This window comes from Streptomyces sp. NPDC026515 (genome assembly GCF_055567595.1).
In genome coordinates, this window is record NZ_JBVHQD010000010.1 from 370,536 (window position 1) to 383,873 (window position 13,338).

The 13,338-nt window shown below is 73.3% G+C and carries 5 protein-coding genes; 2 read left to right on the top strand and 3 right to left on the bottom strand.

What is annotated here, in order from left to right; translation table 11 throughout:
* Positions 1 to 4: 4 nt before the first annotated feature.
* Positions 5 to 967, bottom strand: coding sequence for a GlxA family transcriptional regulator (locus ACZ4O3_RS23435; RefSeq protein WP_467724037.1), 963 nt, complete (start codon positions 965 to 967; stop codon positions 5 to 7).
* A gap of 102 nt (positions 968 to 1,069) precedes the next feature.
* Here ACZ4O3_RS23435 and ACZ4O3_RS23440 point away from each other — a divergent pair, with 102 nt between their 5' ends.
* Positions 1,070 to 1,708, top strand: a complete 639-nt coding sequence (locus ACZ4O3_RS23440; RefSeq protein WP_384999584.1) for an HD domain-containing protein — start codon at positions 1,070 to 1,072, stop codon at positions 1,706 to 1,708.
* A 66-nt stretch (positions 1,709 to 1,774) separates the two neighbouring features.
* The gene (locus tag ACZ4O3_RS23445) at positions 1,775 to 2,194 is read left to right on the top strand and encodes a cysteine hydrolase family protein (protein ID WP_467724039.1); all 420 of its coding nucleotides are present in this window, start codon (positions 1,775 to 1,777) and stop codon (positions 2,192 to 2,194) included.
* Here the strand turns inward: ACZ4O3_RS23445 and ACZ4O3_RS23450 are convergent.
* Both ACZ4O3_RS23450 and ACZ4O3_RS23455 read right to left on the bottom strand, forming a co-directional pair.
* Positions 2,151 to 4,673, bottom strand: a complete 2,523-nt coding sequence (locus tag ACZ4O3_RS23450; RefSeq protein WP_467724041.1) for a right-handed parallel beta-helix repeat-containing protein — start codon at positions 4,671 to 4,673, stop codon at positions 2,151 to 2,153. The genes ACZ4O3_RS23445 and ACZ4O3_RS23450 overlap by 44 nt on opposite strands.
* Before the next feature lie 38 nt (positions 4,674 to 4,711).
* On the bottom strand, positions 4,712 to 13,338 hold an 8,627-nt coding region (locus tag ACZ4O3_RS23455), incomplete at its 5' end, for a hypothetical protein (protein ID WP_467724043.1).

The window sequence follows — 13,338 nt, forward strand, 5'->3', positions numbered from 1 at the left end:
CCGGCTACTCCCGGCTGCCGCGGGTGGAGGCGAAGCGGCTGCGGTAGTGGGACGGAGTCGTGCCCAACTGGCGGGCGAAGGCACGGCGGAGGGTCTCGTCGGTGCCCAGGCCGCTGTGGAGCGCGGCCGCGGTGACACTGTGGCCCTCCAGGAGCAGTTGCTGGGCGCGGTCCAGCCGGACCCGCTCGACCCAGCGGGCGGGCGTGGTGCCCAGTTCGGCCCGGAACAGCCGGGCGAGATGGCGCGGGCTCACGGCGGCCGACGCGGCCAGAGCGGGCAGGCTGTGATCGGCGGCCGGGTCGGCGACCACGGACGCGATCACGGTGCGCAGGAGGCCGCTGCGGGCCGGCGGGGTGCTGATGGCCGTGGAGAACTGGGACTGCCCGCCCGGGCGTTGCATGAAGACGACCAGTTCGCGGGCGATGTCGCGGGCCACGTCGGCGCCGTGGTCGTCCTCCACCAGGGCGAGGGTGAGGTCGATGCCCGCGCTGATGCCCGCCGAGGTGACGTACCGTCCGTCGCGGACATGGATGGCGTCCGGCTCGACCCGCACCCGCGGGAAACGGCGGGCGAACGCGGCCGCGTGCCGCCAGTGGGTCGTGGCGCGGCGGCCGTCGAGCAGGCCCAGCTCGCCCAGCACGAACGCGCCGGTGCACACCGAGGCGACCCGGCGGGCCCGCTCGGCGAGGTCACGGGCCGTGGCCAGCAGCCCGCCCTCGATCGGCCGGTCGGCCAGCCGGTCGCCGCCCGCGACCAGGACCGTGTCGACGGGGCCCGCGTCCGCCGCCCGGACCGTGCCGGTGAGCGCGGGCCCGGCGGAGGTGGTGACCGTCCCGCCCTCCGGCGAGACCAGCACCAGCTCGTAGCCGTCGGTGTGCCGGCCCGCCTGGTGCAGAACCTCCGAGGGGCCGCTGACGTCGAGCATGGTCACGCCCTCGAAGACCACAAGGCCCACTCGATGTGTCATGTCCGAATCCGTGGTTTTCCTGGCAGCAGAGACATGGCCCAGCCTACGTCCCCCGGAGAATCCTTGAGGCACATCACCTATCCGGTATGGAGGCCGAGAACGATGAGTGAAGAGATCGCGGGCGTACGCATCCCGGACACCGCCCTGGTGCGGGAGGCCACCGAGATGGTGCGCGACGTGGCCACCCCACTGGTGTTCGACCATTCCCGGCGGGTCTTCCTGTGGGGTTCGCTGCGTGGCCGGGCGCTGGACCTGGCCTTCGACCCCGAGCTGCTGTACGTGGGGGCGATGTTCCACGACCTCGGGCTGACCAAGAGCCTGCGCCGCACCGACCAGCGCTTCGAGATCGACGGCGCGGACGAGGCCCGCCGCTTCCTGCACGCCCACGGCATCACCGGCGAGCCCGCCGACCGGGTCTGGACGAGCATCGCCCTGCACACCACCCCGGAGATCCCGCTGCACATGGCATCCGAGATCGCCCTGGTCACCCGCGGGGTCGAGCTCGATGTCCTCGGCATCGGCTATCACGAGGTCAGCGACGAGCAGCGGGCGGCGGTCGTCGCCGCACACCCGCGCCCGGACTTCAAGAACCAGATCCTGGCCGCCTTCACCGAGGGCATCAAGGACCGCCCCGACACCACCTTCGGCAACGTCAAGGCCGACGTACTGGCCCACTACGTCCCCGGCTTCCGGCGCGGCGACTTCGTCGAGGTCATCAAGGGCTCAGCCTGGCCCGAGTGACCGGAGAGCCGACGGCCGGTGAGTAGTCGACCCGGCCGGCCGGGTCGCGGGGAGGGAACATGGACGGTGCCTCGGCAAGCTCTGCTCGTCATGGACGTCCAGCAGGTCGTCACCGACCGGTTCGCCGCGGACGGCTGCCTGCCGCGTCTCGCCCGGGCAAGCGGCATCCCGGTGATCTACGTGGTCGTCGGCTTCCGCCCCGGGCACCCGGAGATCAGCTCCCGCAACAAGACGTTCGCCGCGGTGGCGAGCCGCGCGGCCGGTCCGGCGGGCGACGGCCCGGCGACACGGGTGCACCCCGACGTGGCGCCCGCACCCGGCGGGACCGTCGTGACCAAGCGACGTGTGGGCGCCTTCGCCGGCAGCGACCTCGACCTGGTGCTGCGGGCCGGCAGGCCGAGGTCACGACCGTGGACGCCTGGGCGGCCGCACTCCGACGCCGTCAGCGGGCGGCCGGATGAGGCAGGTCGTGGGCTTCCAGGCTGATCAGCTCCTCCGAGGTCGGGTCGGACAGCTCGGCCACCCGCTGGGCCTGGCGCTCGGTCATCTCCTGGAAGATCTGGCGGGCCGAGCGCCCGTTGCCGAAGCCCTCGCCCCGGGGCATGGCCTCGAAGAGGGCGAGGAGTTCGGTGCGGGCCGTGGCCGTCAGCTCGTAGCGGTGCTGGCCGGCCTGGAACTCCACGATCGAGACCAGTTCGGCGGACTCGTAGTCCTCGAAGAGGAGCGTGCGGCCGAAACGCGAGGCGAGGCCCGGGTTGGACCCGATGAAGCGGTGCATGTCACCGGGGTAGCCCGCGGCGATGACCACGACGTCGTCGCGGTGGTCCTCCATCAGCTTCACCAGGGTCGCCACGGCCTCGGTGCCGAAGTCGTTGCCCGCCAGCGCCGGCGCCAGTGAGTAGGCCTCGTCGATGAAGAGCACACCGCCGAGCGCCCGGTTGAAGGCGGCGGTGGTCTTCGGCCCGGTGTGGCCGACGTACTCGCCGACCAGCGCCGTACGGTCGACCTCGATCAGATGGCCCCGGCGCAGCAGCCCGAGGGCCTTCAGGAGACGGCCGTAGAGACGGGCCACGGTGGTCTTGCCGGTACCGGGGTTGCCCGCGAACACCAGGTGGCGGCTGAGCGGCGGGGCCGGCAGCCCGGCCTCCTCGCGGCGGCGGACCGTCTGCATGAGTTTGACCAGCGAGCCGACGTCCTCCTTGACGCGGTCCAGGCCGACCAGTTCGTGGAGTTCGCCGAGCAGGTCCTCCAGGTTCTCCTCCTCCGGCTCCTCGGCGCCGTCGTCGGCGGTCTTCGCGGCTCTGGGCGAGGGCAGGGCACCGGGCGTGCCGTTCGCCGGGGCCGCGGCCGGCGTGCCGAAGGTCAGCGGGGCGCCGTCGGCCGTGCAGTCCTCCAGGACCGGCTTGGCGCCCTCGTCGGTGCCCAGCGCCTCCGCGCAGTCACGGACCCGGCAGTGCCGGAACACCGGGTCGGCCCCCGCGGCGACGTGCAGGGCCGGGAAGCCGGCCCGGGTGACGTCGAGCCCGGTGAACGTGCCGCCCGCGCCCTCCGCCAGGAACACCCCGTTCTTGCCCGGCCGGTCGATGCGCAGCCCGCTCATCTCCGGCCTGGCGCCGGTCCACACGACGGCACCGGAGCCCGCGCAGTTCTCGACCCAGCCCCCGTTCACCGTCGCCTCGGCGCCCTCGTCGACCACCAGCCCGGCCGCCCCGGCACCGCTGATCCGGATCCCGGCGAGCGAGGCGGTGGCGCCCTTGGCGACCTGGACGCCGATCTCCTTCGTGCCGGTCACCGTGGAGTCGGCGACCGTACTGCCGGTGGGCGAGCCGATGCCGATCCCGGCGCCGGACCCGGCGACCCGGCAGCCGGTGAGCGTGGCCATCGCCCGCTCCAGGACGCTCACCCCGGTCATCGCGACATCGACGATCCCGCAGTCCGTCAGCTCGATCCGGGCCTCGCCGGTGGCGTGCACACCGTGCTCGGAACCACCGCGCACCCGGCAGTCGGCGAGCCGCCCCACGGCCGTACCGGCCAGATGCACCGCGCTGAAGGCGCTGCGGTCGATCCGGCAGTCCGCCAGGTCGGCCTCGCCCGCCCCCGTCACCAGCAGCCCGTTGGCGCCCGCGTCGGCCACCGAGCAGCCGGACGCGCTGAGCCGTGCGGTCTCCTGCACCACCAGCCCGCTGGCGGCCGCACCGCGGATCTTGCAGTCGGTCAGTTCGGCCCGCGCCGACCCGGTCAGGTGCACCCCGGCCGCGCCGGGCGTCTCGATGCGGGACTCCCCGGCGGTGGCCTCGGTGGCGTCCTCCAGGAGCAGCCCCGCCCGGCCGCTGCCGGCCAGCACCGAGTCGGTCAGCCGTAGCCGGGACCGGCCCCGCAGCCGCACCCCCGACCCCGTGGTGCGCTCCAGGCGCAGCCGCAGGGCGTCCAGGCTCGCCGTGCCGGACAGCACCACGCCGGTGCCGTCGACGCCGGTGACCGCGGTGTCCTCCACCCGGGCACGGACACCCCCGGCCAGGTGCAGACCGGCCAGCCGGGCGCCCTCCAGCCGGCAGCGGCGCAGCACGAGTGCCGTCGTACCGCCTTCCTCGTCCTCCGGGCCCTTCGCCTGCACCCGGCCGCCCTCCACCGAGCACTCCTCCAGGACGAGACCGGCCCCGGGCGACACGCTCACCGCGGGCAGGCCCGCGTCGGAGCCCCACACGGTGATGTTGTGCAGCGCGCAGTCCGGGCCGTCCACGGTCACCGCGGGCCGCTCACCGGGCGGCGGCGCGATCACGACGCTGCCCCGGCCGTGCTCCGCCGTGAGCACGACCGCACGGTCCAGGACCAGGTTCTCGGTCCAGGTGCCCGGGGCGATCACCACCAGGTCGCCGGGCGAGGCGGCGCGTATCGCCTCGCCGATGGTCCGGTACGCGCCCCGGCCGCCCTGACCCTTGGGCGCCACGGTGTGACGGGTGGTCATCTACGTTCCTCAAGTCTCGGTGATCGTCGCCGGCCCGATCACGGTGCCTGGTAATAGGTGGGATTGATGCTCGCACGATAGGCACTGGTCAGGTACAGCGACTGGATCGACTTCTCGAAGATCTTGAAGGGTAGCTGGATCCAGAAGTCGGCGAATCCCTGGCGGTGGAAGAGCCGGCTGCCCGCGCTCATCACGAACACGTTCTTGACCAGTCCGGTGGTGGCGGCCGTGGTGACGGACGCGGCCGCGTTGATCCCGCCCTCCCAGACCGCGTCCCCGCCGTGCAGCTTCACCGTCTGGCCGTCGGCGTCGGTCACGCCCCACACGGCCGCGTTCATGCTGCCGTTGACCCAGCCGGACAGCGCGCTGCTGAGCACACCGAACGAGAAGTCGTAGGTACCGCCGCGCCAGCGGGTCGGCGTCTCGTTGCCCGCCCACTCGTTGGCCCAGGTCTTGTCGTGGTTCATCGGACGCCGGGTCCACGGCTTGCCGCCGTCGATGTTGGCGACGCCGGCCTTGAGCGAGCCGAGTTTCTCGAACCCGAGGGCCCGGTTCTCGTGCACCGCGGTGCTCAGACCGGTCTTGACGGTCGCGCCGACGGCCGCGTTCGCGAACGACTTGAGCGCGTCCTTGCCCGTGAACGGCTTGTTCTGGACGGCGGCCACGATCCCGTTGACGGCGAGGTTCGCGCCGAACTCCAGGATGAACTCCTGACCGAACTCCAGCGCCGCCTTCTTGGCCACGCTCTGCCAGTACGGCTCGTACCGCGCCTCGCGCAGCGCCGCGTCGCCGTCCGGCAGGACGGTCCCCGACCACGGCATGCGCTGCGCCTCACGGGTGGTACGGCCCCAGCCGCGGATCTCGGTGAGCGCGCCCCGGAAGTCGTACTCGTTGCCGGTCAGCCGCATCCGGCCGAAGCTGTCCCGCTCGAACACCAGCCCGTTGTCGGTGCGCTGGGCGATCAGCTCGCCACGGTCGCTGTAGCGGTTCCACTGGCCGCGCCAGGCGTCGGTCTCCAGGAAGCCGTTGCCCTCCGCCTTCCGCTCGCGGACCACACCGCCGTGGTCGTACTCCTTCCACACCGACCCCGGCGTGCCGGCGCCGGTGTCGTAGGTGCGTACCCGCACCGGACCGCCGTTGTGCACCGGGGTCTCGCGCAGGACGGTGGGCGCGGCGCCCTGCCCGGCGCCGGGCAGCGAGTCGCGGAAGTGGCGGGAGCCCGGCGCCCACTGGTCGTGCCAGGCGCCGCCGTGCCACCAGCGCCGGGCCTGGTCGGCCAGGGCCGGGTTCAGGGCCGTGCCGTCGCGCCGGAAGGCGTTGGCGCTCCACAGGCCGTTGCCGTCGCGCCGGAAGGCGTTGGCGCTCCACAGGCCGTTGCCGTCGCGCCAGGCGTCCACGTAATTGCCCGAGTCGAGCATCCGGCGTTCGCGGACCAGCTGCCCGTTCGCGCCGAAGTCCCGGTAGGAGTCGTCCCAGGGCAGCCGGGAGCCGGTGGAGCCGCGGAAGAACTCCCGCTCGCCGGTGGCGACCTGGGCGCCGTGCGCGTCCAACTCACGCCAGGTCCAGCGGCCGGAGTCGGCGCGGCCGGAACCCTGGATCACATGACCCGGCTGGTTCGGCTTGGCGTGGCTCTGGCCGACCAGGTTGCCGTGCGGGTCCCGCTCGACCCAGAGCCGGTCCTCCGGCAGGCCGGTGTACTCCCGCACCACCCCGCCGGGCAGCCCCTCACGGGCGATCCGGGTGGTGCCGCCGGCGTCCCGGTAGACGTCCTGCCAGAGCCTGCCCCCGGGGTCGTCCGTGAGCGGCTCGCGGTAACCCCGGACGTCGCCGGCCTGCCAGGGCTGGTCGGTGGGGTTCGCCGGGGCGTGGCCGGGACGTCCGGCGTGGTCGCCGACCTTCAGGGACGTGCCGTCGTGCAGTTTGCCGCTGAAGCGGGCGAAACTCCCGTCGGCGGCCAGGTCCAGGGCGCTGCCGTCCATGCCGACATAGCGCACCCCGGAGGCGGCGACCGTGCCGTCGTTCGCCTCCCTGCTCCAGGTGAACAGCTGGTAGGTGTCGTCACCGCGGACATGCGCGTACGGCGGCCGGGTGTGCTCGGCGCCGGTCAGCCAGCGGGTGCGCACCCAGGTCGGCGGACGCTGCTCGCGCCAGCGGTCGGTGGTGAGGAAACCGTCGCCGAACGCCTCGTGCCTGCCGACCTCCTTGCCGTGCGGGGAGTGCCGCTCCCAGGTGCCGCGCAGCGTGCCGTCCGGGTTCATGGCGTGTTCCTGGTACTGGCCGGCCCGCTCGGGCCACTCGGCCATGCCCCACTGCCGCTGCGCGATGTCACCGCCCGCGGTGCGGTCTGTCCAGCCCGCGCCGAGGTGCTCACGGGTCCGCGGGCCGGAGGCGATCTCCTTGCCCGCCCCGTCGTAACGGTGCCAGGTCCAGCCGCCGTTGCCGTCGTCGACGCCCAGGGTGCGCCCGGCCCGTCCGTCGAACTTCTGCAGCCCGTCCCGGTGCTCGCGCACCGTGCGGCCCCAGCCGTCGGTGTCGCGCCAGCCGGTGCCCGCCGTGTCGTAGTGCCGGCTGCCGGTACCGGCCGGGGTGCCGGTCCCGTCCCAGCGCACCCAGTGGGTACGGGGGTTGGTGCGGGCGAAGGAGATGGTGTCGGTACGGCGGAAGGAGTCGACCACGTCGCCGGAGGCGCCGGGCAGCACCTGGCGTTCGAAGACCGGCACCTGCTTCTTGGTCGAGCTCTGCAGCGTGATGTGGCCGTGTGCGGCTCCGGACAGGTCGGCGCTGCCGTGGTGGAAGGACCCGGGCGCGACGGGCGCACCGGACCTGGTGGTCCGCTCCCAGGTGCCCGTGGTGTGGTCGACGACGTACCGGTAGTCCGTGCGCCGCCCGTTGTCCAGCACGTTGAAGCCCTGCCGGGCCACACCGCCGTCGGCGGCCAGGTGCACGAACTCGCCGTGCCGCGGGCTGGTCCGGTCGTTGAACCCGATCCGCGTGGTGCCGTCGGGACGCCGGACCGCGTCCCAGTGCGCAAACCTGCCGCCCGCCCCGTCCTCCAGCCAGGCCGCCCCGGGGCGGCCGGCGGCCGGCGGTTCCACGACGAGGAGGCGCCCGCCGTGGCCCGCGGGCAGCGGGGTGCCCTCGGCGGTGACGGCACCGTGGCCGTCGTACCGGGTGAACGAGCCGTCGGCCAGGGTCGTCTGGTGGCCGCCACCGGGCAGCGGGACGGTCTCCCGGACGAACCGGCCAGTGGTCTGGTCGAAGACCTGCCGGCCGCCGCCGGGCAGGGCGATCTCGATCCGGCCGGCCGGATCGAAGGTGACCGCGCGCGCCGGGTCCGGCGCGAAGGCGTCGTCCAGCCGGCGCGGGGCGGCGCCGAGCGGCCGGTCCAGATGCCCGGCCGGCACGCCGTCGCGTCCGGTCAGCCGCAGTCCGTCGCCCGTGAAGTCGCCGCCCGCGCCGAAGGTGCGGTGCCCGGTGGCGTGGACGGTTCGGAAACCGCCGTTGTCCGGGAGCGCGGTGACGGTGCCGGGCAGTCGGTTGCCGTCGGCGTCGGTCAGACGGTGACCGCCGGCCCCGTCGGGCTCGACGAACCGGGCGCCGCGCGGCCTGCCGGCCGGGTCGGCCAGCGCGGTCGAGGTGCTCACCGGGCGGCCCTGGGTGTTGTACAGCACGGACTCGCCGGTCAGGTCGTCGATGGTGCGCGGCCGGTTGCCGCCGACCGCGACCGCCCGCTGGGGCAGCGGCTGCCCCGCCGCGTCGGTGAGCCGGTGACGGCCCGCGCCGTCCGGTACGAGGATCCGGCCGCCGCGCGCGTTCGCCGTCGGGTCGAACAGGGCGAGGCCGGTGTCCTGGTAGCGGCCGTCGGCCGTGAACCTGCTGGTCGCGCCGCTCGTCTCGTCGGTCACCCGGAAGCCGGTGCCGCCGGGCAGCGCGGTGACCGTCTGGGGCTGCCGGGCACCGGAGGGGTCGGTGAGCGTGAAGCGGCCCGCGCCGTCGTCGGCCAGGAACCGCTGCCCGCGCGTGCCCCGCGGGTCGGTCAGCGCGATACCGGTCTCCTGGAGCCGGCCCTGGCCGTCGTGGCGCACGGACACCCCGGTCGTTCCGTCGGTGACCCTGATGCCGTTCCCGTCACCGAGGTGCTGCACCCGCAGGTCCAGACGGTTGCCCGCGAGATCGGTGACGTGGACGTCGGCACCGGTGACCCACACCCGGTCCGTCCCGGTGGGGACGCCGTTGCCGCCGGTGAGCTGGAAGCCTTCGTCGAGCTGGTGGCCCAGGGCGTCCACGCGCCGGGTGGCGCCGGTGTCGAGATGGGTGATCCGTGCCTCGTCGCCGGGCAGCGGGAACGCGGTCAGCCGGTCCCCGCCGGGGCCGTTCACGGTCAGGGTCCGGCGTGCGCCGTGAGCGTTGATGTCCGTGTGCAGACGCAGCCCCGTCGGCCGGCCGCCGGCGTCGTGCAGCGGCATCTCGTAGGCGATCCGGTCGCCGTTCGCGGTGTAGGTGTCGACGGTTCCCGACGGCGTGTGCCGGACGTCGAAGCCGCCGTCCTGCCGGGCGAGGACCGTGCGCGTCGGGTCCGGGTGCGCGTGCTGGTCCACCACCCGCAGTGTCACCGCGTTGTCCTGGCCCACGCTCCGCTCGATGGTCAGGCCGTTCGGCCCGCTCACGCCGGAGTTGTTCAGATCGATCCGGTCGACCACGGGCGGGGCGGTGTCGGGCAGCGTGTCGAGCTTGCCCGCGCCGAGCGTCGCGCCGCGGCGGACGGCTCCCCTCTCGATCTCGTGGATCCGGGCCTCGATCTCGGTCGGACGGACACCGAGCTCCTCGAGGTTCGTGTACGCGGTGCGGAACCGCTCCCGAGCGGAGATCAGCTCGTGGCCGAGCTGCCTGTCGTAGTCGCTGACGCCCCGTGACGTGCCGGCCCCGCCCGGCGCGGCGCGCAGGTCCTCGACCCGGTTCAGTTCGACCCGGGCGGACGACAGCTCGACCCAGGCCTCGCGCAACGGCCGCCCGTCGCCGCCGAGGAGTTCGTCGAACCGCGCGGAATCCTCCGCCCACGGCGCCTCCCCGGGCTGCCGGGCCGGTGCGGTGAGGGTGGTGTCCCCGGTGTCCCGGAGCGGCGGGGGGCCGTCCAGCAGGCTCAGCGCGTCGTTGTGCCGCCGGGCCTGCGCGGAGCTGTCCATCCCGTCGAGCGCCGTCTGCAGCCTGGTCCGCGTGTGCGGGGTCATGCCGCCGTCGGCGAGCGCGGTACGGATGCGGCCGGCCAGCCCGTCCCCGTCGCCGCCGAGCCGCCGGAGGTCGTCGAGCAGCCGGTAGGCGTGCGCTTCGGCGCGCACCTGGCCCAGCAGCCGTTCCACTCCGGGGCGGCGGACCGAGACCGGGCGGTCCCGCAGGAATTGCCGCGCGGTGTCGGCCAGGTTGTCCAGGGCCTCGGCGCGCTGGGCGAGCCGGTCCTCGGGGACGTGATGGAAGGCGTCGAGAGCACGGTCGACGTGCCGGATCTGCGAGCGGGCGCGGATGCCGTGCTCCCGGTACGTGTCACGCCGGAAGGCGGCCCGGTCGAGGATGTCGGGCGTGGCCGGGTGAGCGGTGCCGGGCGCCGCCGTCACGGTGGTGTCGCCGGTCCGGCGGGGCGTCCCCAGCAGGTCGTCCAGCACGGGAGCACCGGGCCGAGTGCCGTCCCGCGGGGGCAGCGGGACGAGGTCGCCGTCGCCACCGTGGTGCGGCGCCGCCGGGGGGCGGACGTCGTCGAGGTGTACCGCGGCCGCGTCGGTGTCGGCGGGGTGGGGCGCAGTGGTGTCGGTGTCCGCCATGTGGTGCGGGGAGGCGTCGTGGTCCGTGGCGTGCGAGACGGTGGCGTCGCCCTCCTTGATCACCGGCGGGACCGGCTCGGAGTCGACGCGGAGCGGCGCCGGAGACTTGCTGTCGAGGTCGTGGGGCGCCGGAGACTTGCTGTCGAGGTCGTGGGGCGCCGGGGAGTTGGTGTCGAGGTCGTGCGGTGCCGGCGTGTCGGTGTCCGGGGAGTGGGGCGGCAGGCCGTCGCCGGTGAGCGCGGGAGCCTCGGTGTGGGGGCCCGACCGGGTGTGCGGGAGCTGGGGTTGGGTGGGGGACGGGGCCGTGTGGACGTCGGTCGCGACCGACAGGGACGGTGCCGTCGTCCCGGTGTCGGCGCTCTGCGGCAGGAACCGCCGGCGACCGTCGTCCGTGAAATGGAGGCCCTTCGCGTCGCCGTAGACCAGTTTCTCCTTCGCCAGCTGCTTGAACGCCTTGCCGAAGGCGGTCCTGCCCAGGTCGACGGCGGCCGTGGTCTGCGCGCCGGCGCTGGAGTCCGCCAGGACCCGGAACCCGTCCGAGTTGGCGAGTGCCCGGACTATTTTCCGCATGTGGTCGGTGATCCCCGGAACGGCGTTGAGCGCGTCCTCGGCCGGCTGCGGAAGCGTGCTCAGGTTCGGGCCGTTCACCACGGCGGCCGAAGAGGACGCCCCCGCGGTGGGGGTCCTGCCCGGCCTGGGCTGCGCCTTCACCGTGTCCGTGCCGGGCTGGCCCTTCAGCGCGCCGATACGTCCGTTGATGTCGTCGAGGAGCTTGGTCCGCTCGTCGAGCAGCCCCTTCGCCATGTCCTTGCGGGCGCCCTGGGCGATGTCGTGGAACTCCTGCGTCAGCTTGACCGCCTGTTCGGCCAGGGGCTGCGCCTTGTTGAGGTTGTAGCGCTGCGCCTTCCTGTTGCCGCTGCCGACGGCGTTGTCGGCCTGGCGCAGCTTGTCGGACGCCTCGTCGAACGCCTTGCCCGCGGCCCGGGCGGCGGGGTCCACCGTGCCGTCGGCGAGATAGCGTCCGTCGCCCTCCATGTCGTGGACCATGAGTGGCTTCGGCCACCGGGATTCGACCTGGCTGGAGAACGGGTTGATCGGCAGCCCGGAGCCGAACTTGGCCTCGGGCCGGTACAGCTTGGAGACGACGGCGCCCATCTTCTCCACGTCGACCGGACCCTGGACGAGCTTGAGGACGTCGTCCTTGAAGCCGCCCCCGATCTGGTGCACTTCGCGCACCACGGACAGGGCGAGCGCTTCCTGGACGTGTGCGCCGTGGAAGACCTCCTGGTCGAAGGAGACCGTGCGGGACTTGCCGCCGCCCGGGTACTCGTACGTCCAGCGGGCCCGCTTGCCCATCTCCTCGAAGCCGTCGTCGTACTTGGCGCTGCGGACGGTGTCGTCGCCGAACTTCAGGTCACGCATCGTCTCGCGGTCCAGCGGGTGCAGCTGGTCGTGGAGCGAGACCCAGCCGCCCTTCTCCTCCAGGACCTTGGCGTCGAAGACGAGGGTGGTCGGCCCGTACCGGGTCGCCATCGGCTTGTCGCCGGCCTCCATGCGGAAGAAGACGAAGTCGTCGTTGCCGAGGTTGGAGGTGTTCTTCGCCGAACTCTTGCCGGACGCGAGGAACCTGATGCCCCGTCGGGCCAGGTCGCCCTGCGAGGACATCACTCCGCTGTTGGCGATGGCGTGGTAGGCGGGGGTCGCGTGCTTGATGCGATAGGGCAGGTTCTCCAGGCTGGTCAGCAGCTTCTGGAACTCGGCGCGCTCCGTCTGCGGCAGGCTGTCCAGCAGCTCGCGGACGTCTTTGCGCAGCTGCGTGATGTTCCGTTCGGACAGGGTCCGCACGAAATGCGTCTTCTGTGCGTGGGAGAGTTTCTCGAAGTCCTCGAAATTGGGGAAGATCTTCGCCCACTGCTCCTGCGAGCCGGGCAGTTCGGCCTTCCACTGATTTCCGGTGGGCACCTCGGCGTACGCCTTGTTGCTGCGGAAGTGGCGGACGACGTCCGGCATGTCGCGCTGCAGGCGGGAGATCGAGAACTCGGTGCCGTGGAAGCCCCTGAGGGTGATGGAGCCGCCGGGCTTCGCCGTCCTGACGGCGTCGTCGACCTTCCGGGCGAGCTCGTGGGCCACGGTGGAGACGGGGGCGTGCTCGCCGCGGAGGGTGTAGACACCGCCCAGCTCGGCGGCGTCCTTGACGAAGCCCTTGAGGGAGGCGTCGAGGGTGTCGGCCGCCTGGTCGAGGGTCCGGGCGAGGCTCTGGAGTTCCAGTGGGGTCTTCTTGCCCGACTTGACCAGGTTCTCCAGCCGCTGGGTGAGCCCGCGCAGTGCGAGCGACTGCTCCTCGATCTCCTTGCCGGTCCTGATGAAATGGTCCGCGGCGGCCTCGGGTGCCTGCCGGGCCTGGACGTCCAGACGCAGGGCGTGTTCCCGGAACCGCAGGGCCCGCTGGATCTCACCGGCACCGGCGAACTGGTCGACCAGCAGGTTGAGGTCGAGCTGGGTGAGCCGGCCGTCGGCCAGCGCCTGTGTCATCTCCTCGTCCAGACGGACCGTGACCTGGGCGGTTTCTTCGTTCGCCCTGGCCAGGGCCGCCTCCATGGCCGGGCGCTGGTTGCCGCCGGCGTTGGCGAGACTGCTCTCGGCCTGCTGCACGCCGCGCTGGGCCTCGGTGTGCTCGCCGAGGGTCTTGGCCAGCTGTTGCGGAGGCGTCAGCGGGACGGCTGTCTCGGTCTCGGTGTGGAGGGCCGGGCCGGAGTGCGCGGGCGGCGGTGTCGCGCCGTCGGCGGGCAGGGACGTGCCGCCGAGCAGCCGGGGCCGTTCCTTGAGGCTGAGCCGGCGCAGGTCGGTGAGGT

Excerpts from the sequence above, each read along its gene's own strand:
- ACZ4O3_RS23435 (WP_467724037.1), bottom strand. The coding sequence starts at position 967 with ATGACACATCGAGTGGGCCTTGTGGTCTTCGAGGGCGTGACCATGCTC.
- ACZ4O3_RS23440 (WP_384999584.1), top strand. The coding sequence starts at position 1,070 with ATGAGTGAAGAGATCGCGGGCGTACGCATCCCGGACACCGCCCTGGTG.
- ACZ4O3_RS23450 (WP_467724041.1), bottom strand. The coding sequence starts at position 4,673 with ATGACCACCCGTCACACCGTGGCGCCCAAGGGTCAGGGCGGCCGGGGC.